18 protein-coding genes and 1 tRNA gene are annotated in these 20,734 nt (G+C 64.0%); 14 read left to right on the forward strand and 5 right to left on the reverse strand.

The window, feature by feature from the left end; translation table 11 throughout:
* The first annotated feature begins 120 nt into the window (after nucleotides 1-120).
* Complete coding sequence (locus ACLGL5_RS09120) at nucleotides 121-828, forward strand: SDR family NAD(P)-dependent oxidoreductase (protein ID WP_069090820.1); 708 nt, start codon at nucleotides 121-123, stop codon at nucleotides 826-828.
* Here the strand turns inward: ACLGL5_RS09120 and ACLGL5_RS09125 are convergent.
* The 4 genes from ACLGL5_RS09125 to aroA form a co-directional block, all read right to left on the reverse strand.
* Nucleotides 813-2,678 (reverse strand): hypothetical protein, encoded by a 1,866-nt coding sequence (locus ACLGL5_RS09125; RefSeq protein ID WP_069090821.1) that lies wholly within the window; start codon nucleotides 2,676-2,678, stop codon nucleotides 813-815. The two genes, ACLGL5_RS09120 and ACLGL5_RS09125, sit on opposite strands and share 16 nt — an antisense overlap.
* Nucleotides 2,679-2,812: 134 nt before the next feature.
* Nucleotides 2,813-4,510, reverse strand: a complete 1,698-nt coding sequence (rpsA, locus tag ACLGL5_RS09130; protein WP_010913037.1) for a 30S ribosomal protein S1 — start codon at nucleotides 4,508-4,510, stop codon at nucleotides 2,813-2,815.
* Nucleotides 4,511-4,719: 209 nt separating this feature from the next.
* Nucleotides 4,720-5,370: a (d)CMP kinase gene (gene cmk, locus ACLGL5_RS09135; RefSeq protein ID WP_019862791.1), complete on the reverse strand. Its 651-nt coding sequence runs from the start codon at nucleotides 5,368-5,370 to the stop codon at nucleotides 4,720-4,722.
* Between the two features lie 79 nt (nucleotides 5,371-5,449).
* Complete coding sequence (aroA, locus tag ACLGL5_RS09140; RefSeq protein ID WP_069090822.1) at nucleotides 5,450-6,808, reverse strand: 3-phosphoshikimate 1-carboxyvinyltransferase; 1,359 nt, start codon at nucleotides 6,806-6,808, stop codon at nucleotides 5,450-5,452.
* 206 nt (nucleotides 6,809-7,014) lie between these two features.
* Between aroA and ACLGL5_RS09145 the strand changes: the two genes are divergently transcribed.
* Nucleotides 7,015-7,401, forward strand: coding sequence for a TIGR02300 family protein (locus tag ACLGL5_RS09145; protein WP_027047671.1), 387 nt, complete (start codon nucleotides 7,015-7,017; stop codon nucleotides 7,399-7,401).
* Between the two features lie 172 nt (nucleotides 7,402-7,573).
* A tRNA-Ala gene (locus ACLGL5_RS09150) sits at nucleotides 7,574-7,649 on the forward strand.
* 393 nt (nucleotides 7,650-8,042) lie between these two features.
* Here ACLGL5_RS09150 and ACLGL5_RS09155 read toward each other — a convergent pair.
* Entirely contained in the window at nucleotides 8,043-8,294 is a 252-nt protein-coding gene (locus ACLGL5_RS09155) for an exopolysaccharide production repressor protein (RefSeq protein WP_027047672.1), read from the reverse strand.
* A gap of 724 nt (nucleotides 8,295-9,018) precedes the next feature.
* Between ACLGL5_RS09155 and ssuD the strand changes: the two genes are divergently transcribed.
* The 11 genes from ssuD (at nucleotide 9,019) to ACLGL5_RS09210 (ending at nucleotide 20,711) form a co-directional block, all read left to right on the forward strand.
* Nucleotides 9,019-10,191: an FMNH2-dependent alkanesulfonate monooxygenase gene (gene ssuD, locus ACLGL5_RS09160; protein ID WP_069090823.1), complete on the forward strand. Its 1,173-nt coding sequence runs from the start codon at nucleotides 9,019-9,021 to the stop codon at nucleotides 10,189-10,191.
* Complete coding sequence (locus ACLGL5_RS09165; RefSeq protein ID WP_069090824.1) at nucleotides 10,188-11,648, forward strand: FAD/NAD(P)-binding protein; 1,461 nt, start codon at nucleotides 10,188-10,190, stop codon at nucleotides 11,646-11,648. Before ssuD ends, ACLGL5_RS09165 begins: the two co-directional genes overlap by 4 nt.
* 165 nt (nucleotides 11,649-11,813) lie before the next feature.
* Entirely contained in the window at nucleotides 11,814-12,917 is a 1,104-nt protein-coding gene (gene sfnG / locus ACLGL5_RS09170; RefSeq protein ID WP_019862796.1) for a dimethylsulfone monooxygenase SfnG, read from the forward strand.
* 123 nt (nucleotides 12,918-13,040) lie between these two features.
* A complete protein-coding gene (locus tag ACLGL5_RS09175) occupies nucleotides 13,041-13,967 on the forward strand; it encodes an ABC transporter ATP-binding protein (RefSeq protein WP_069090825.1) in 927 nt (308 codons plus the stop codon).
* Nucleotides 13,964-14,863, forward strand: a complete 900-nt coding sequence (locus tag ACLGL5_RS09180) for a branched-chain amino acid ABC transporter permease (RefSeq protein WP_064984417.1) — start codon at nucleotides 13,964-13,966, stop codon at nucleotides 14,861-14,863. The genes ACLGL5_RS09175 and ACLGL5_RS09180 overlap by 4 nt, the downstream gene beginning before the upstream one ends.
* 2 nt (nucleotides 14,864-14,865) lie before the next feature.
* Nucleotides 14,866-15,906: a branched-chain amino acid ABC transporter permease gene (locus ACLGL5_RS09185; protein ID WP_069090826.1), complete on the forward strand. Its 1,041-nt coding sequence runs from the start codon at nucleotides 14,866-14,868 to the stop codon at nucleotides 15,904-15,906.
* 85 nt (nucleotides 15,907-15,991) lie between these two features.
* Complete coding sequence (locus ACLGL5_RS09190; protein WP_064984421.1) at nucleotides 15,992-17,329, forward strand: ABC transporter substrate-binding protein; 1,338 nt, start codon at nucleotides 15,992-15,994, stop codon at nucleotides 17,327-17,329.
* 79 nt (nucleotides 17,330-17,408) lie between these two features.
* On the forward strand, nucleotides 17,409-18,215 hold the full coding sequence (locus tag ACLGL5_RS09195) for an ABC transporter ATP-binding protein (RefSeq protein ID WP_069090827.1): 807 nt from the start codon (nucleotides 17,409-17,411) through the stop codon (nucleotides 18,213-18,215).
* Between the two features lie 23 nt (nucleotides 18,216-18,238).
* The gene (locus ACLGL5_RS09200; protein WP_069090828.1) at nucleotides 18,239-19,486 is read left to right on the forward strand and encodes an SfnB family sulfur acquisition oxidoreductase; all 1,248 of its coding nucleotides are present in this window, start codon (nucleotides 18,239-18,241) and stop codon (nucleotides 19,484-19,486) included.
* A 63-nt stretch (nucleotides 19,487-19,549) separates the two neighbouring features.
* Nucleotides 19,550-20,110: an FMN reductase gene (gene msuE, locus ACLGL5_RS09205; RefSeq protein WP_010913050.1), complete on the forward strand. Its 561-nt coding sequence runs from the start codon at nucleotides 19,550-19,552 to the stop codon at nucleotides 20,108-20,110.
* A gap of 115 nt (nucleotides 20,111-20,225) precedes the next feature.
* The gene (locus ACLGL5_RS09210) at nucleotides 20,226-20,711 is read left to right on the forward strand and encodes a hypothetical protein (RefSeq protein ID WP_038651664.1); all 486 of its coding nucleotides are present in this window, start codon (nucleotides 20,226-20,228) and stop codon (nucleotides 20,709-20,711) included.
* Nucleotides 20,712-20,734: the final 23 nt, after the last annotated feature.

Here is a 20,734-nt window from a genome sequence, read left to right on the forward strand (position 1 = left end):
AGACGCGACGGCTGCCATGTCGAGATATCAATTGAGTGATCGCCCGAAAGGCGCGACGCTTCGCGTCGGGGCGGCACAACAAGCGACACAATTATAAAAACACGACAGGAGCGGTCCAGGATGACGGAAACACTTCAAGGCAGGCATATCGTTGTGACCGGTGGGACCGGCGCTCTCGGCGGTGCGGTGGTTGGCCGGCTGCTGGAACAGGGCGCCATCTGCCACGTGCCGAACGCACACGCCGCGGCACCCCAGCAATTTCCTTTCACCGCCCACGACAACGTCAAGCTGGCGCACAATGTCGACCTGTCGGACTCCGCCAAGGTCGAAGCCTTCTATGCCCAGGTTCCTGCCTTGTGGGGATCGATCCATCTCGCCGGCGGCTTCACCATGGCCCCGGTGGAAAAGATCGAATCGGCATCCTTTGCCGAGATGATGGACACCAACGCCCGCACCACCTTCCTGTGCAGCCGCGCGGCGATCCGCTCGATGCTGGCGTCGGGCACATCAGGCCGCATCGTCAATGTCACCGCGCGCGCCGGGCTCGACGCCAGGCGCGGCGCCGGCATGGTCGCCTACACCGCCAGCAAGGCGGCGGTCGCGGCCATGACGGTGGCGATGGCCGAAGAACTCAAGGCCAAGGGCATCCTGGTCAATGCCGTGGCCCCGTCGACGCTCGACACGCCGGCAAACCGCGCCGACATGCCGGATGCCGATTTCAGCAAATGGGTCAGCCTGGAAGCGGCGGCCGAAGCCATCGCCTATCTCGCCTCGCCGGCCAACCAGGCGATGAGCGGAACGCTGGTGCCGCTCTACGGCCGGGCCTGAGCGGCGAGCGTCGAAGTCGGGCACGCGGCATCCGATCCATCGGCATTGCGATAGCTGTAGATGCGCAGCGGCGATGAAGCTTTCGTGGGGCACTCCCGCAACCATGCCGGCGGCCGGCCTTCAATCAGGCCCGCCGCGAATGGATAGGCGGCTTCCAGTCCCGGCAATGGCGGGCCTCGCCAGGCGCAAATCGCGACATGCGTTGCCTTGGACGCATCGAGTATCGCGCGGGGGTCGGCGGTCGCCGGATCGAGGAAACGATAGCTGCGCTCGATGCCCTTGGCCGATGGATGGTTGGGGATCGTCACCACCTTCGGACCTTCGGCGAGGGCGACGAAACGTGAGCCGATCAGCGGGGGAGAAAGAACGACGGCGCCAGAGGGCCAACCCTGTTCCGGTTCAAAAGGGCTGTAATAGCAGCCGTCGGCGAGTTCGGCGGCGGGAACCGCCGCTTGCGCCGGTTTTACCGACAGGTGGTACAGCGCCATTGCTCCGGACAAAACCAGACCGGGCAGGATCAATGCGTATCTGTGCGATGCCGCCGGCGCCGGAGATTTCAAATAGCGACCCAGCCCCGCACTCGGCAGGAGGCTCGCCAGGGCGAAGATGAGGCCGATGCCGGAGAAGATCGGCAGGTAGCGGTAGTAGCGGATGTAACCGATCGCAAGCGCCAGCGAGAGCAGCGAGAACAGCGCCAATATGACGACAGGCCGGCTTCGACCTTCCTGCCTGGCGCAGATCACGGCTGGCGCGAGCGCGCCGATAAACAGCAGCGCCATGCTGAGAAAACCCGTCGAAAGGACGACATCAGGGCGCCGAAACAGGCTCAATTCCTGGAGAATTCTGTTGATCATGTTGTCGCGGACATAGGCGTCGATCGAGGCATAGGGGCTGGCCAGGCATTGCGGGAACAACCTCACCAGCACCGCCGCGTTGGCCGCCGCGAACACCAGTAGGATTGCTGTTCGCATCGGCCACCCTCCACGCAGGCCGGCAAGCAAGGGCACGATGGCGAACGAGAGCCCGGCCGCGGCCAATGCCGTGACATGCGGCGTCGAATAGGTGTCGCATCTGACCGCGGCATAGGCAGAAGGCGGCACGATCGCCGCGAACAGGCCGATTGCACCGGCGGTCAAGGCCAGCCCGAAACCGATGATCCTGTTTTGGCCGCCCTCGCGCTCGAAGATCCAGTCGAAGGCATAGACCGCCATCACCAGGGCGTAGAACGGCGCGAATTCGGCGCTGACGGCGATTGCCAGGGCCGTCAGCAGCCCGTTGACGAAGGCCGAAAGGCGGTTCTGCGACATCATCAAAACCAGCGCCGCCAGCAGAAGCAGGATTTGCAGATTGTGATAGTCGATCCGTCCCGGGGCGAATTCGAAAAAGCTGCGCGCGGCAAAGATCAAAGCCAACGGCAATGCAACGGCCGGGTAGGCAAAGCCGATGGCTGTCACCAGCCGATTGTAGAAATAGAGCGCGGGCGCCAACAGCAGCAGCGGGACGGCAAAGCTTGCCAGTGTCAGAGCCGGCTCGAAGCCGGCAAACGGCGCCAACAGGCGCGCGAAGGCGGCGTAGGGCAAGTCCACGATCCACGGCCAGTGTGAGACATAGGGCTCTGGCTGGACGATGCCGGGCAGCGTGCGGTCGAAGATATTGCCCGTTTCAAGCAAAGTACGGATTTCGTGCAGCTTGAGGAGATCGTCCGCGTCATTGTTGAGCTGGAAGCCCAGAGACCACAGAGCGGTCGTCAGGATCGCCATCGCGCAAAAGCAGAACAGGACAGGCGAGCTGGTGTAAAGGCGCAGCAACCCCGAAGGCTGCGCAGCGGCACGATTGGCGCCAGTGCTCATGGAAGTATTCCGTTGGACCACCGGCAAATACGCGATGAAGTTTATGTTCTCGTAAAGAAAAAGACCCGCCGGATCGCTCCGGCGGGTCTTTTTTGTAAGGCCGCACGCGAGGCGTGCTGTCGATGGCTGACGCCTTAGTTGCCCTGCTTCTTCAGCGCGGCACCCAGGATATCGCCCAGCGAAGCGCCGGAGTCGGTCGAGCCGTACTGGGCGACCGCCTCCTTCTCTTCGGCGATTTCCAGCGCCTTGATCGAGACCTGCAGCTTGCGGGTCTTCTTGTCGAAGGCGATGACGCGGGCATCGACCTTCTGGCCGACGGTGAAGCGCTCTGGGCGCTGCTCGTCGCGGTCACGGCTCAGATCGGAGCGCTTGATGAAGGTCTCGATGCCGCTGTCGACCAGCCGCACTTCCAGACCGCCATCCTTGACGCCGATGACTTCACAGGTGACCACGGCGTTCTTGCGCAGTTCGCCCGAGGTCGCCGCTTCGCCGACCGTGTCGCGGGCCAGCTGCTTGATGCCGAGCGAGATGCGCTCCTTCTCGATGTCGACGTCGAGCACCTGCGCCTTGACCATGTCGCCGCGATTGTACTCTTCGATGACCTGCTCGCCCGGACGGGTCCAGTCGAGGTCGGAGAGGTGCACCATGCCGTCCACGTCGCCTTCCAGGCCGATGAACAGGCCGAACTCGGTCTTGTTCTTGACCTCGCCCTCGACCTGGCTGCCGACCGGATGGTTGCGCGCGAAGGCTTCCCACGGATTCTCGAGCGTCTGCTTGAGGCCGAGCGAGATGCGGCGCTTGGCCGGATCGACCTCGAGCACCACCACGTCGACTTCCTGGGTCGTCGACAGGATCTTGCCGGGATGCACGTTCTTCTTGGTCCACGACATTTCCGAAACGTGGATGAGGCCTTCGATGCCCGGCTCCAGCTCGACGAACGCGCCGTAGTCGGTGATGTTGGTGACGGTGCCCTTGATCTTCTTGCCGATCGGGAACTTGGTGCCGATCTCGGACCACGGATCGCTCTCGAGCTGCTTCATGCCGAGCGAGATACGGTGGGTTTCCTGGTTGATGCGGATGATCTGCACCTTGACCGTCTGACCGATGTTGAGGATTTCGGTCGGATGATTGACGCGGCGCCAGGCCATGTCGGTGACATGCAGCAGGCCGTCGATGCCGCCGAGGTCGACGAACGCACCGTAGTCGGTGATGTTCTTGACGACGCCTTCGACAACCTGGCCTTCTTCGAGGTTCTGCACGATTTCCGAACGCTGTTCGGCGCGGCTCTCCTCGAGCACGGTGCGGCGCGACACCACGATGTTGCCGCGGCGGCGATCCATCTTGAGGATCTCGAAGGGCTGCGGGTTGTGCATCAGCGGGGAGACGTCGCGGATCGGGCGGATATCGACCTGGCTGCGCGGCAGGAAGGCCACGGCGCCGTCGAGGTCGACGGTGAAGCCGCCCTTGACCTGGTTGAAGATGACGCCTTCGACGCGCTCACCCTTGGTGAACTTCTCTTCGAGACGGACCCAGCTCTCTTCGCGGCGGGCCTTCTCGCGGGAAAGCATCGCTTCGCCAAGCGCGTTCTCGATGCGCTCGACATAGACTTCGACGGTGTCACCGACCTTGAGGGTGGTGTCCTTGCCCTTGACGCCGAATTCCTTCAGCGGCACGCGGCCTTCGACCTTGAGGCCGACGTCGATGATGGCCATGTCCTTTTCGATCGCGGTGATCGTGCCCTTGACGACCTGACCTTCGCCGGAATGGCCGGTAGTGAATGATTCTTCGAGCAGGCTCGCGAAATCGTCGCGAGTGGGATTTGCAGCTGACATTGTTTCTCCTGGAGTGCCCCGCATCTCTGAGCGGGACGGGCGCCGTGGGTTAGCGTTGCGTTGGCCTGCCGGCGTTCCGGACTTAAAAAAGCCCTGGGCCGCATTTTAAGCGGCAATTCCGGCGCATGAAGAATGCTGGCAGGCTGGTTCGTGCCCGATATGGGTATTTTCTGCGCTTCCGGCAACGGAAACGCGGGAGAAAACCCGGATCAGGCGTTGTTTCTCCTGGCCAGCACGTCGTCAACGATCGCCATGGCCGCGAGAAACGCGGCTTCTATAGCCATTTCGCTGGTATCTAGCAAGTGCGCGTCGGCGGCCGGCTTCAAGGGCGAGTCGGCACGGCCCATGTCGCGCTCGTCGCGGCGCATGATATCGGCGAGGATTTCGGCGAAATTGGCGGTGCCGCCGATGCTTTCGATCTCTGCCAGCCGGCGCTTGGCGCGTACCTCCGCGCTCGCCGTCACATAGAGTTTGATGTCGGCATCAGGGCACACGACCGTGCCGATGTCGCGCCCGTCCAGCACCGCGCCCGGCGGCGTCCTGGCGAAGGCGCGCTGCTTTTCCACGAGAATGCGCCGCACCGTCGGATACACCGCAACTTTCGAGGCGGCCTCGCCGATGGCATGCGCCGACAGCACCGCCCGGTCGAGCTTTGCCATATCGACCTGGCGCGCCGCGGTCTCGGCCGCCGAGACATTGTCGAGCGGCAGCGCATGCTGAAGCAATGCATAGGCGACCGCCCGATAGGTGAGGCCGGTGTCGAGCAGGTTCAGCCGGTAGTGGTCGGCGAGACGCCGGGCGAGTGTGCCTTTGCCTGCACCGGCAGGGCCGTCTATGGCAATGGTGAAGACGTGAGTCATTGGCTGGCCAACGAAAGGGTTGGGCGCCGAGATCCTTCGCCGCCTGCCAAAGTGCCGCGGCTGTTGGTTGCCATGACCGTCACCCGATCTCCGCCCCGAGCCCCGTCATCAGTCCCATGAACTCCGGAAAGCTCGTCGCGATCATCGCCTGGTCGTCGATGGTGACAGGCTTTTCCGTCGCCAGCCCCATGACCAGAAAGCTCATGGCGATGCGGTGGTCGAGATGTGTCTGCACCGTCGTATCCAGGCCGTTGGGATGGCCGCCGAGGCCCTTGCCGCCCGGCCTGCCGCGCACGGCAAGCGACGCCTCGCCCTCGTTGCAGTCGACGCCGTTGAGCTTCAGCCCGTTGGCGACGGCCGACAGCCGGTCGGATTCCTTCACGCGCAATTCTTCCAGCCCCTGCATCAGCGTCTCGCCCTCGGCGAAGCTGGCGGCGACAGCCAGCACCGGGTACTCGTCGATCATCGACGGTGCCCGCTCCGGCGGCACGGTGACGCCCTTGAGTTCGGAATAACGCACGCGCAGATCGGCGACGTCCTCGCCGCCGGCATTGCGTGGGTTCAAGATGTCGATCTGGCCGCCCATTTCCTGCAGCGTCAGCAGCAGACCGGTGCGGGTCGGGTTCATCAGCACGTTTTCGATCACGATGTCCGAGCCCGGCACGATCAGCGCGGCGACCAGCGGGAAGCCGGCAGAGGACGGGTCGCCGGGCACGGCGATCGTCTGGCCGGTCAGCTTGCCCTGGCCCTCGATGAAGATATGGCGCACGCCGCGCTCGTCGGTCTCGACCGACAGATTGGCGCCGAAGCCTTTGAGCATCTTTTCGGTGTGGTCACGCGTCATCACCGGTTCGATGACGGTGGTGATGCCAGGCGTGTTGAGGCCGGCGAGCAATACCGCCGACTTCACCTGCGCAGAGGCCATCGGCACCCGGTAGGTGATCGGGGCGGCGTGCTTGGGGCCATGCAGCGTGATCGGCATGCGGTCGCCGGGCGTCGCCTTCAGCACCTGCACGCCCATCTGGCGCAGCGGTTCCAGCACGCGGCCCATCGGCCGGCCCGACAGCGAGGCGTCGCCGATGAAGGTGGTTTCCATGTCATAGGTGCCGACGAGACCCATGGTGAGCCGCGAGCCGGTGCCGGCATTGCCGAAGTCGAGCGGGCCTTCCGGCTGCAGCAGCGCGCCGTTGCCGGTGCCGCGGATCACCCATTCGGCGCCGCGCTTTTCGATATGCGCGCCCATCGCCTTCATGGCCGCGCCTGTGCGCATCACGTCCTCGCCCTCGAGCAGGCCGGTGATGCGGGTTTCGCCGGAGGCGAGGCCGCCGAACATGAAGGAGCGGTGCGAGATCGACTTGTCGCCCGGCACGCGCGCGGTGCCGGAAAGGGCTTGAGATTTGCGGGCGGTGGCCGGCTTGGCAGCGGCGGCGTGAGACATGGAATTTCCCTGGACGGAATGCCGGCGGGCCGGCGCTTTTCATTTGTTGCGGCGGTCTCGTATCACGGCGAGGCGAAATGGTCATCCCCATGGTCGTCACTTGCCGCGAGGCCTTTCAGGACTTGGTTTTGTGACGCCGGCTTTTGGCTTTGACAGCGCCGCAAACAGTGGTTAAGGGGACCACTCTTTTATTGACGAGGCTTGCCGTGGCAAAAACCGAACTTGGCACAAAGCGTATCGACCCCGAGACGGGTCGAAAATTCTACGACCTGAACAAGGACCCGATTGTCTCGCCCTACACCGGCAAGACCTATCCGCGTTCCTATTTCGAGGAAGGCAAGATCGCCGCCCTCGAGGAGGAAGAGGAAGTGGCCGAGAAGGAAGTGGACGCCGAGGACGAAGAGGGCGTTGAAGTCGTCTCGCTCGAAGAGGCCGACGACGACGTCAAGGGCGACGACCTGCCCGATCTCGGCGATGACGAGGACGTCGACCTCGGCGACGATGAGGATGACACTTTCCTTGCCGACGAAGAGGAAGAAGACGACGACGTTGCCGACATGATCGGCGTCGGCGACGACGACGACGAGGTCTGATAGGCCTGAAACGTAAGCGTTTGCAGGCTTTCTCGGCCTGTGAACAAAAAGCCGCTCATCAAGGCTTGATATCTGAGAAAGGCGGGGTTAGAAGCCGCCTGCACTAACGGCGCGGTGTTCCAACCCGCGCTGATCTCTTCGCCGGAAACGGCGCCGGCTGACTGCCGGGAGTGGGGCCATAGCTCAGTTGGGAGAGCGCTTGAATGGCATTCAAGAGGTCGTCGGTTCGATTCCGATTGGCTCCACCAAACAGTCTCCCAATGTTTTCAAGTTATTTGCCGTTTGCGTGTCCAGGGCTGCCATTCGGAAACCTGCCGGGGCACGGCCAGGAGCGTTTTTCGACCCGGAGACCAAGTTTGCGCGGCGGACTGACAGGAAAAAGCGGGAAAGCCGCGACCGAGCCTCAAGTTTCACCAGCACCGCAAGCCTTTAGGACTGCTCTTGGTACGGAAGCTTCACTTCGTCGTGCAAATGCGCGGCAACCAAGCGCGGTGTATGGTCGGGATCGTTCGACAGACCTTGGGATGGCGCAAGCAGATGACGGCCAAATAGCTTTGGCTTGACGGGGCGCTGGCCACTCCATCACTTCGCCCGTAGGCGGCGTCATGCTCACAGTAGGTTGCGGCCCGGCTTGTCGGTCATCATCGGCCCGATGAGACGCTACCGTCTCGACGGACGGGCTGATGAGCAGTGTCCGGTTCTGTATCGGTGCTTTCCGTCGAGCGCTTATAGAAAAGCCCAAATGCCAGCAGGAAATATCCAACCTGCAGCATCATCAGCGTGAGGACGGTCCAAACGAGCGCTTTGCCGACAGATCCGGTTTCCATTTCGGCCCAGATCGCCACTACGGCCGACGTGGTGAACATCCCCACCAAAAATTGCGGAAAATACATGATTGCCGCCCCCCGTTGTCGATAGCCCGCCGCTCCATTTGCGAAGCGGCGGGGCCCCCCATCTGCCCCCCGATTGCTGGGTGAGAGATGTCGCCGGCATTGCCGACAGTGCAATGACGGTGCCAGACACGGTGACCCATTAAGGGACACCTATGCCGACGATTGCAAGACCGGATAGCTGATTAACATTACCTGTGGCTAATATGCACCTAGGGGTCGGAAGGGACGGAGCGAACCTCGCCAGCGCGAGTTTCGGCCGCCGCCCCCTCCGACTGTCGGGACGCCCGATCACGTGTCCGGAGGGCAATCGATAGCGCCTTCACCTCGATCGAACGTCGGCTTCCAGCAGTTCTCGGTTGCTCCTAGCCCGCATGCCTTCGAAGTCCGGAATGCATGTGACTTTCCCAGTCATCATTTCTCGGCTTGAGCCACCTCCAGGCGCCCGATGCGCTGCAACGGAAAGCCGCCAAGCAGGGTTCTCCAATCCGCCAGGGCCTGACGCCAGCGAGCCCGCCGAGGATCAGGCGCGGGTTCGATCGATCGAAGGGAATTTCCAATTTTAACCGCGGATTTGGAATAAACTAACTCTACAGAGTTTATAGAATAAGCAAAGTGCGGACGATCTGTTTCCCGGACAGGATTCCGCCATGCCCGCCTCTTTGCGCTCGCTCTCAACCCCGCCAGGAAGAGTCCGCCATCGCCACCGGCTCGCGGGAGGCAGGCCATGACCGGCGACGTTCCGGACCGCATCAAGGTCCTCTGGTTTCTACCGACACATGGCGACAGCCGCTATCTCGGCACCGCTGAGGGCGGCCGATCGGTCGATCTGCCCTACCTGACGCAAGTGGCGAAGGCCGCCGACACGCTGGGCTATTACGGCGCGCTGCTGCCGACCGGCCGGTCGTGCGAGGATTCCTGGGTGGTCGCCTCGGCGCTGGTGCCGCTGACCGAGCGGCTGCGTTTCCTGGTCGCCGTGCGGCCCGGCTTGCAGTCGCCGACGCTCGCCGCGCGTATGACGGCGACGCTCGACCGCATCTCCAATGGCCGCCTGCTGATCAATGTCGTCACCGGCGGCGATCCGCTTGAGAACAAGGGTGATGGCATTTTCCTGTCGCATGCCGAGCGCTACGAGGTGACGCAGGAATTCCTGCGGATCTACAAGCGCGTGCTGAGCGGTGAGACGGTCGAGCACAAGGGCAAGCATTTCCACATCGAGGATGGCAGGCTGCTGTTCCCGCCCGTGCAGACGCCCTATCCGCCGCTCTATTTTGGCGGCTCGTCCGATGCCGGGTCGACAGTGGCGGCGCAGGAGATCGACAAATATCTGACCTGGGGCGAACCGCCCGCCGATGTCGAGCGCAAGCTGGACGCCGTGCGTGACCTGGCCGAAAAGGCAGGCCGAAAACTCTCCTTCGGCATTCGCCTGCATGTCATCGCACGCGAAACCACCGAGGAGGCCTGGGCCGCCGCCGACCGGCTGATCAGCCGCCTCGATGACGCGACCATTGCTTCGGCCCAGAAGGTCTTTGCCCGCATGGATTCGGTCGGCCAGGCGCGGATGAGCGCGCTGCATGGCGGCGATCGCGCCAAGCTCGAGATCGCCCCCAATCTGTGGGCCGGTGTCGGCCTGGTGCGCGGCGGCGCGGGGACAGCCCTGGTCGGCGACCCCGACACCATCGCCGAGCGCATCGATGAGTACCGGCGCCTCGGCATCGACACCTTCATTCTGTCCGGCTACCCGCATCTGGAAGAAGCCTATCGTTTTGGCGAACTGGTGCTGCCGAAATTGCCAACCGATCATCCGGTCAAAGCCGCCGGCGCATCCGTCAACACCGGCCCGTTCGGCGAGACCATCGCCGGCGACCATCGGCCGAAGTCGCTCGCCAGCGCCTCGTGAACGCGCTGCCTCCGGTCAGCCGACTGCGCGTCGCCATCATCGGCGGCGGCTTTTCCGGCGCGGCGTTGGCCTGGCATCTGGCGCGGGCGCATCGGCCGGAGCGCCTGTCGATCTCGGTGATCGAGCCACGCCCCACGCTCGGCGGCGGCCTGGCCTATTCCAGCGAAGAGCCGTCGCACCGGGTCAATGTGCCGGCCGTCAGAATGAGCATCGCTCCCGACGACCCGCAGCATTTTGCCCGCTGGCTGGCCGGCTCCGGCGAACTCGAGCGTGATGCGGACGCGATCTGGAAGAATGGCGACGCCTATCCGCGCCGGCGTGTGTTCGGCCGCTATGTCGCCGAGCACCTCGCGCCCTATCTGGCTTCAGGCGCGGTCCGTCATGTCGGCGGTCTCGCCACAGGCGTGACACGCGAAGCCAATGGCGCGGGCTGGGCTGTGCAGACGTCCGCCGGACCTGTCATCGCCGACATCGTCGTCCTCGCCGCCACGCATCCTGCTCCCGCAATCCCGGCAGCGCTTGCTTCCCTGGCCGAAGCGCCGGGTTTTGTCGCCGATCCCTACGCAGCGTCGGCACTTGCCAGGATCGAGCCGGACGCTTCCGTGTTGATCGTCGGCTCCGGGCTGACCTCGGCCGACATGATCGCGGAGCTCGACCGCCGCGGCCATCGCGGCCGCGCCCTGGCGCTGTCGCGCCGCGGACTTCGCTCGCGCGGCCATCCTGATGTCAGGGGCGAACCCTTCGGCGATTTCGCATCGGCGCCGGCCACATCGGCGCTCGGTCTGCTTGGCAAAATCCGCGTGACGCTGGCGGCGGCGCGCGAGGCCAATGTCAACTGGCAGTCCGTCTTCGACCAGTTGCGCCTGCAGGGGCCGGTTCTGTGGGCCGCGCTTGCTCCATCAGAACGTGCAAGGCTCGTCCGCCGGCTGCGCGTGTTCTGGGACGTGCATCGCTTCAGGATCGCCCCGCAAATTGCTTCCGTGCTCGACCGCCGCAAGGCCGCCGGCACGTTCGACACCATCGCCGCCAGGCTTGTCGCGTCGAACGACGAGGGCGAGAACCTCGCGGTCAGCTTTCAGCGGCGCGGCCAGACTCGGATCGAGACCGCACGCTTCGATGCCGTCATCAACACGACGGGGCCTGCCCATGGGCGGGCGCTTCAGCTCAATCCGGCGCTGCGCTCCCTGGCCGAGGCCGGGTTGATCAGGGTCGACGCCTACGGACTCGGCATTGAGACAAATCTCGACAGCCGCGCCATCGGCCGGGATGGCGAGGCGGTCGCCGGGCTCTTTGTCGCCGGTCCGCTGGCGCGGGGCACCTTCGGCGAACTCATGGGCCTGCCGGAGGTCGCCCGCCATGCCCAGATGGTCGCGACCGAGATCGCAAGGCTGGTCGACGGGTTTCCGTCCGTCGAGGCGGTTGGCGCCAATGCCAGCGACGTTGCGACCGTGCGCTGACAAGCTGAAGCCGGCCTGGCCGGGCAAAATTGGTATTTCCGTCCCAAGCGGCCGCCAAAAACGGAAAATCCTACTTTGTATATATAATCAGTAGACATAATAAATATCGGTGAGATCCGGCCACGCCGGACCGATCAACGACACGGCCTGAAGGGGAGACAGTTCATGGCACACGCAGCAACCGACGCGGTCAAGTTCGCCTACTGGGTGCCGAATGTTTCGGGCGGCCTGGTGATTTCCAACATCGAGCAGCGCACCAACCATTCGGCCGAATATAACCGCAAGCTGGCGCAGATCGCGGAGAAGGCCGGCTTCGACTATGCGCTGAGCCAGATCCGTTTCACCGCCGGCTACGGCGCCGACGAACAGCATGAATCGGTTGCCTTCAGCCATGATCTGCTGGCGGCCACCACGACGCTGAAGGTCATCGCGGCGATCCTGCCCGGGCCGTGGAATCCGGCGCTGGCCGCAAAGCAGCTCGCCACCATCAGCTACCTGACCAATGGCCGCGTCGCCATCAACCTCGTCTCCGGCTGGTTCCGCGGCGAGTTCCACGCCATCGGCGAGCACTGGCTCGACCATGACGAGCGCTACCGCCGCTCCGAGGAATTCATCCGCGCCTTGCGTGGAATATGGACGCAGGACAGCTTCACCTTCCGCGGCGATTTCTACCGCTTCAACGAATATTCACTGAAGCCGAAGCCGCCACAGCCTTTGCCGGAAATCTTCCAGGGTGGCTCGTCGCGTGCCGCGCGCGACATGGCCTCGCGTGTCTCGGACTGGTACTTCACCAACGGCAACACGCCGGCCGAAATCTCCAAGCAGGTGGATGACATCAGGGCCAAGGCGAAGGCCAACAACCATTCGGTCAAGGTTGGCGTCAACGCCTTCGCCATCGTCCGCGAGACGGAGGACGAGGCCAAGGCGGTGCTCGCCGAAATCATCGCCAAGGCCAACCCCGAAGCGGTCAACGCCTTCGGCCACGAGGTCAAGAATGCCGGCAAGGCCTCGCCGGAAGGCGAGGGCAACTGGGCAAAATCCTCCTTCGACGATCTGGTCCAGTACAATGACGGCTTCCGTTCGAACCTGATCGGCACGCCAAGGCAGGTCGCCGAGCGCATCGTCGATCTCAAGCGCGCCGGCGCCGATCTCATCCTGCTCGGCTTCCTGCACTTCCAGGAAGAGGTCGAGTATTTCGGCAAGCATGTCATCCCGCTCGTTCGCGAGCTGGAAAATGCCGAGCAGGCTGCATCGCTGGCAGCGGAATAGCCCTTTTCAAAACGCAGGCCGATCAGTCCGGCCTGCACACCAATGAAGGTTCCCAAGCGCGCTCGATCGATCGGGTGGCGATGAGGATTCGTGCGTCTGCCGAAGCAATCGAGGACGATTGGAATGCCCTTGGCCAACTATGCCGTTGGAATGATGGACGCCTCGGTCTATGCGCCGGAAGTCTTTGCGCGCGGCCTGCCGTCAACGCCCCAGCCGTCCGCCGTTGGCATCGTGCCGGCAGGGTCGATCGCGGATGCCGCCGCTCCGTTGCTTTCACTGCAGGGCATCGGCCTGTCGTTCGGCGGCGTCGTCGCGCTGGCCGATATCGACCTGTCGGTGCGCCCCGGAGAGATCCGCGCCATCATCGGCCCGAACGGTGCCGGCAAGAGTTCGCTGATCAATGTCATCAGCGGCGTCTACCGGCCGGATCGCGGCCATGTCCTGCTCGATGGCATCCGCTATGGTCAGGTGCCGACGCAGCGTCTGGCGCATCTCGGGGTCGCCAGGACGTTTCAGAACCTTGCCCTGTTCAAGGGCCTCAGCGTCCTCGACAATGTCGCCTCCGGCCTCGCCTACAAGGTCCGCTCCAATTTCGCCGGGCAGGTGCTCGGCATCGGCCGCTCGCGTGGCGAGCAGCGCGACTCCTTGAGCCGCGCCGGCCAGATCCTCGAATTCCTCGATCTCACCGCAGTCCGCGATCGTCTCGCCGGCACGCTGCCTTACGGTCTGCAGAAGCGGGTCGAACTGGCCCGCGCGCTGGTCGCTGAACCGCGCCTGCTTCTGCTCGACGAACCGATGGCCGGCATGACCGCCGGCGAGAAAAGCGAGATGGCAAGTTTCGTGCGCGCCGCGCGCGACCGCTTCGCCACCACTGTCGTGCTGATCGAGCATGATGTCGGCGTCGTCATGGGCTTGTCCGACCGCATCGCCGTTCTCGACTACGGCCGCAAGATCGCCGACGCCACGCCTGACGAGGTCAGGAACGACCAGCGCGTCATCGATGCCTATCTCGGCGTCGCCTCCGACAATGAGGACGGGGCAGGCATATGATCGCCGATTTCGACTACCAGTTTTTCATCGAAGTGCTCGTCGGCGGCCTGCTCTCCGGCGTCATGTACTCGCTGGTCGCGATCGGCTTCGTGCTGATCTACAAGACATCGGGCGTGCTCAATTTCGCGCAAGGCGCTCTGCTCCTGTTCGCGGCACTCACTTTCGTCAGCCTGGTCGAGCGCGGTGTTCCCTTCGCCTTGGCGCTGGTGGCCACCTTCGCCATCATGGTGGCGATCGGCATCGCCATCGAGCGCACGGTGCTCAGGCCACTCACCAACAAGCCGCCGATCACGCTGTTCATGGCGACGCTCGGCCTGTCCTACATCATCGAGGGCGCTGCCCAGCTGATCTGGGGCACGCAGGTCCACGGCCTCGACCTCGGCATCGAGGATGTGCCGCTGGAAGTCGGCGGCGTGCTGATCAGCCAGTTCGACATCTTCGCGGCGGTGGTCGCCGCCGGCATGGTTCTGCTGCTGTCGCTGTTCTTCCGCTACACCCGCATCGGGCTCTCCTTCCGCGCCGTTGCCGACGACCAGTTCGCCGCCCTGGCTGTCGGCCTCAGGCTGCCGCTGATCTGGGCGACCGTCTGGGCCGCCGCCGGCCTGGTCGCGCTGGTCGCGGGTCTGCTCTGGGGCGCCCGCCTCGGCGTGCAATTCTCCCTGTCGCTGGTGGTGCTCAAGGCGCTGCCGGTGCTGGTGCTTGGCGGCTTCGATTCCATTCTCGGCGCCATCGTCGGCGGCCTCTTGATCGGCGCCAGCGAGAAACTCGCCGAGGTCTATATCGGCGACTATTTCGGCGGCGGCATCGAGAGCTGGTTCGCCTATGTCGTGGCGCTGGTCTTCCTGCTCATTCGCCCCTCCGGCCTGTTCGGCCAGAAGCTCGTGGAAAGGGTCTGAGCATGGCCGCGATCACAAGCGATCTCACCTCCGCACCGGTGCTGCTGAAATGGATCGCGCCCGTGCTGCTGCTTGCCTTTGCCTATGGCGTCGTGCCGTTGATCGGTTCGAGCTATCTGTTCGAGGCCATCCTGCTGCCGTTCCTGGCGCTCGGTCTTGCCGGCGTCGGGCTGAACATCCTCACCGGCTATGCCGGCCAGGTCTCGCTGGGCAGCGCCGCCTTCATGGCGGCGGGCGCCTTCGCCGCCTACAATTTCAACCTGCGTGTTGAAGGCCTGCCGCTGATCGGCAGCATCGTGCTCGCCGGCATCGTCGCCGCCGCGATCGGCATCGTCTTCGGCCTGCCGAGCCTACGGCTGAAAGGGTTCTATCTCGCCGTCTCGACGCTCGCCGCTCAGTTCTTCGTGCAATGGGCGCTGACCAAGTTCAGCTGGTTCTCCAACAACTCGGCGTCCGGTGTCATCGACGCGCCGAGGCTGTCTATCGGCGGTCTTGCGCTGGATGGCGCCGTCGGCCGCTATCTCTTTGCGCTGACCATCGTCAGCATCCTCACCTTCCTCGCCTATCGGCTCGTGTCGTCGCAGACCGGTCGCAACTTCATTGCCATCCGCGACAACGAGACCGCCGCCCGCATCATCGGCATTCCGGTGCTGAAGACCAAGCTGCTGGCCTTCGCCATCTCCTCCTTCATTATCGGCGTTGCCGGCGTCATCTGGGCCTTCGCCTATCTCAGGACCGTCGAGCCGGACGGCTTCGATCTCGACCGCTCGTTCCAGATCCTGTTCATCATCATCATCGGCGGCCTCGCTTCGATCCGTGGCGCTTTCTTCGGCGCCGCCCTGATCGTCGTCTTCCCGCTTGGCCTGTCGCGCCTCGGCGGCTTCCTGCTCGGCGATGTCTTCGACTCGGGCGTCCTCGACATGAGCCAGCGCATCGTGCTCGGCGCCCTCATCATCCTGTTTCTGATCCTGGAACCCGACGGGCTGGTGGCCCTGTGGGACAGGATCCGAAGACGGCTCCTGTTCGCCTGGCAGTCGACATGAGCCCTGCGGGGCAACCGCATCGAACTGAATCGGAAAATGAACCAGAGGCCGAACCAAGACGGCCCATACCGGGAGTATCTCGACCATGACCTTCCTCAGCACAATCAAGGCGGCGGCGCTGTCCGCGGCGATGATCGTGTCGGTGGCCTTGCCGGCCGCCCACGCCGACGAACAATACTTTCCGCTGCAGAGCTATCGCGTCGGTCCCTACGCGGCCGGCGGCACCGGCTTTTTCGGCGGCTTCATCGACTATCTCAATCTCATCAACATCCGCGACGGCGGCGTCAACGGCGTCAAGCTGACCTGGGACGAATGCGAGACCCAGTACGAGGTCGAGCGTGGCGTCGAATGCTATGAGCGGCAGAAGAGCCATGCGGGTGCGGCCGCATGGAATCCGCTTTCGGTCGGCATCGCCTATGCCATGATCGACCGTATCACCGCCGACAAGGTGCCGTTGATCACCGTCAACCATGGCCGCACCGACTCCACCGACGGCCGCGTTTTCCCTTACGTCTTCCCGCTGCTGCTCAATCCCTACAGCGAGACATCAGGCATCGTGAACTACATCGCCGCCAAGGAAGGCGGCATCGACAAGCTCAAGGGCAAGAAGATCGTCGTGCTCTATCACGGCTCGCCCTACGGCAAGGAGACCATCCCGATCTATGAATTGCTGGCGCAGAAATACGGCTTCACCGTGCAGCAGATCGAGGTGCCGCATCCCGGCAATGAGCAGCAGTCGCAATGGCTGACCATCCGCCGCGCCAAGCCGGACTTCGTCGTCCTGCGCGGCTGGGGCGTGATGAACCCGGTGGCGCTGAAGACGGCGGTCAAGGTCGGCTTCCCCGTCGACCATATTGTCGGCAATGTCTGGTCGAATTCGGAAGAGGACGTCATCCCGGCCGGCGACGCCGCCAAGGGCTACACCGCCATCACCACCCAGGCCTCCGGCAACACCTATCCGGTGGTGCAGGAGATCGTGAAGACTGTCTACGGCGCCAGCAAGGGCAACCTTGAAGACAAGTCGCGCATCGGCTCGGTCTACCACAATCTCGGCATCGTCAACGGCATCCTCAATGTCGAGGCGATCCGTGTCGCGCAAGAGAAATTCGGCCACCGCACGCTGACCGGCGATGAAGTCCGCTGGGGCTTCGAACATCTCAAGCTCGATCCGGCCAAGGTCGAGGCGCTCGGCGCCAAGGACCTGTTCCACTCCATCAATGTCAGCTGGGACAATCACGAGGGCGAAGGCTACGTGACCTTCCAGCAGTGGGACGGCAAGAAGTGGAACGTCGTCTCCGACTGGATCGCGCCGGACTGGGCGCTGCTGCGGCCAATCATCGAGAAATCCGCCGAAGCCTATGCCGCCGAGAAGGGCATCAAGCTGCGCACCGCCGATGATGCCAACGCCGTGACCACCAACTGATCAGCCAATGCCGGGCGCCACGGACAGCTTTCCGTGGCGCACCGCTCCTTACGGTTCTCGAACCGCGGAAGAAGAGCCCATGCCGGACAATGACGTCATCCTTGCGGTGGACACGATCCATGCCACCTATAACCAGGCCATCACGGCGCTGCACGGCGTCAGCTTCGAGATCCGGCGCGGCGAAATCCTGGCGCTGCTCGGCGCCAACGGCGCCGGCAAGACCACGACGCTGAAGACCGTCTCCAACCTGCTGCCGGCGGAACGCGGCCAGGTCAATGCCGGTAGCATCCGCTATGACGGCGCCGATGTCTCTCGCCGCAAGCCCGGCGATCTGGTGCGCGCCGGGCTGGTGTCGGTGCTGGAAGGCCGCCACTGCTTCAAGAGCCTCACCGTCGAGGAAAACCTGGTCGCCGGCGGCATCGGCCGCAGCGGCCGCCGTGCCGAGATCAACGCGGATCTCGAGCGGATCTACGGCTATTTTCCCCGTCTCAAGGAGAAGCGTCGGACCCTGTCCGGCCTGACCTCCGGCGGCGAGCAGCAGATGGCGGCGATCGGCCGGGCGCTGATGTCGCGGCCGCGTCTGCTGGTTCTCGACGAGCCGTCGATGGGGCTGGCCCCGCTCATCGTCCAGGACATCTTCCAGACACTCAGAAAACTCAACCGCGAAACCGGCCTGTCGATCCTGGTCGCCGAGCAGAATTCCGCTGTCGCGCTGCGCTATGCCGACCACGCCACGGTGCTCGAAAACGGCGTCTCCGTTCTCACCGGCGCGGCTGCCAATCTTCGCCAGCGCGAGGACGTGCGCGCCTTCTATCTCGGTCAATCGACCACCGGCCAACAGCCCCCGCCGGCTGCCAAACCAGCCCATCTCCATGCCGTCGCTTGAACAAAATCTCAAGGAGCAGTGAAATGACCGTCTCGACCGTCAAAACAGATCACGCCTCCGCCGCCGTGCCGCCCGTTGCAAGGCCGTCGGCGCCGGCCCACATCATCCGGGATGACGCCGAAGCGATTGCGGTGGCCCACGCGCTTGCCGCCGAATTCGTCAAGGGCTCCTCGAAGCGCGACCGCGAGCGGATCTGGCCGGTCGCCGAACTCGACGCCTTCTCGCAGAGCGGCCTGTGGTCGATCAACGTACCCAAGGCGTTCGGCGGGCCGGAGGTGTCCTACACGACGTTGGCCAAGGTGATCGAGATCATCTCGGCTGCGGATTCCTCGATCGGCCAGATCGCGCAGAACCATCTCGGCGTCGTCGCCGCCATCCGCACCGTTTCCGACGCGGACCAGCAGAAGCTGCTGTTTGCCGAGGCGCTGAAAGGCACGCGGTTCGGCAACGCCTTTTCCGAGTTCGGCTCCAAGCGCGCCGCCGATTTCGAGACCCGTTTCACCGATGCCGGCGACCATGTCGTCGTCAACGGCCGCAAATTCTATTCCTCCGGCGCTTTGCTTGCCCATCTGGTGCCGATCGTGGCGCTCGATGACGAGGGCCGCGCCTGGTATGCCATTGCCGACCGCGGAGCGCCGGGCCTGACGGTCATCGACGACTGGTCGAGCTTCGGCCAGCGCACGACCTTGTCGGGCACCGTCATCATCGACAATGTCAAGGTGCCGAAGACTTTTCTGGTGCCCGGCTACAAGGGCTACGACAAACCGACCGCCGACGGCGCCATCTTCCAGATCATCCAGGTGGCGGTCGACACCGGCATTGCCCAGGCGGCGATCGACGAGACGGTTCACTTCGTCAGGACGAAGAGCCGCGCCTGGATCGACAGCGGCGTCGACAATGCCTGGGACGATCCCTACACCATCCAGGCGGTCGGCGACCTGACGCTGCGCCTGCACGCCGCGCAGGCGCTGCTCGAAAAGGCCGGCCTGGCGATCGACCGCGCGGTGGCCGAGCCGACCGCTGATACGGTGGCGCATGCGCAGATCGTCACTGCCGAGGCGAAGATACTGTCGACCGAAATCGCCATCGCCGCCACCAACAAGCTGTTCGAACTGGCCGGCACGCGTTCGACGCTGGCCGAGCACAATCTCGACAGGCATTGGCGCAATGCCCGCACCCACACGCTGCACGATCCGGTACGCTGGAAGTACTCGATCCTCGGCAAATATTTCCTAAACGGCGAAAATCCGCCGCTGCACGCCTGGAGCTGATTTCCCCTCGGCGGGCCGGGTGGCCCGCCACTTCAAACTTCGACATCCAAGAGGCCCACTGCCATGTCAAACCCCACAGTCGTCGGTTTTTCCGGCAACATCACCCGGCCGTCAAAGACGCGCGCCTTCGTCGAACTGGTCACCAGGGACATCGCCGCGCGCCATGGCCTGTCGGCTGTCACCTACGACATCGAGGATGTCGGCCCTTCGCTCGGCACGGCACGGTGGGCGCGCGACCTCGACAGCCAGGCGCAGCCGATCCTGGCGCAGATCCTCGCGGCCGATGTGCTGGTGGTCGGTTCGCCGACCTACAAGGGCAGCTATACCGGCTTGTTCAAGCACTTCTTCGACCTGATCGATCCGGCCGCGTTGCGGGGCAAGCCCATCGTGCTGACCGCGACCGGCGGCGGCGAGCGCCATGCGTTGATCGTCGAGCATCAACTGCGGCCGCTGTTCGGCTTCTTCGAGGCCTTTGCCTTGCCGACTGCCGTCTATGCCACCGACAAGGATTTCACCGACGGAGTGCTGCGCTCCGAGGCGATCCTGAAGCGCGCGGCGCAAGCGGTGGACGAGGTCGGCTTCGTACTCGCCAACCGCTCGGCAGGCAGGATCGCCGCCGAATAGCAGCCGACAGTGGCTTTCACCGATTGAAATCCGCACGAGCGGCTTCCTCACTTACGTGCAATTTACGACCGCCCGCTACAAAGTTCCTGTCTGATTCGTCCGGGACAGGAACACCATGAGCAAAGCCCTTACGACCTTCGCACTCGTCGCCGTGCTGACCGCCTTGCTCATGGCGCTGAGCCTTGCGGTGGCCAGGCATGGCTATCCCTATGGCGCAATCGGCGTCAGACGCCTCGACGGCATCGCTGATGCCGGAACCTTCATTCCGCTCGCCGCCGTCTTTTTCTTCAGCGCGCTGTTGATGATGATCCTGCCGATCAGGGCGGCCAGCATCGTCCTCACCCATTGCGCCGACGCGATCTTCTGGGCGGTGATCGTGCTGTTCGCCACAATCGTCGGCGGCCTTCTCGCCCGATGGGCTTTCGGTCAGGGCAGCGCAATGCTCGCATTGCTGAACTGGCGGTTCCTGTTTGCCGTGGCTGTCGTCGGTTGCCACTTCGTCATGAACGAACTGCGCCGCAACGTGCTGTTGCGCAGCCTGTTCTTCGTGGTCTTCGCCGCCGCGACGCTCGCCTGCTTGTTCTGGTCGTTCACCCTCTAGAAGGCGGAAATAGTCGTTCCCTG

Source organism: Mesorhizobium sp. U510 (assembly GCF_059180695.1).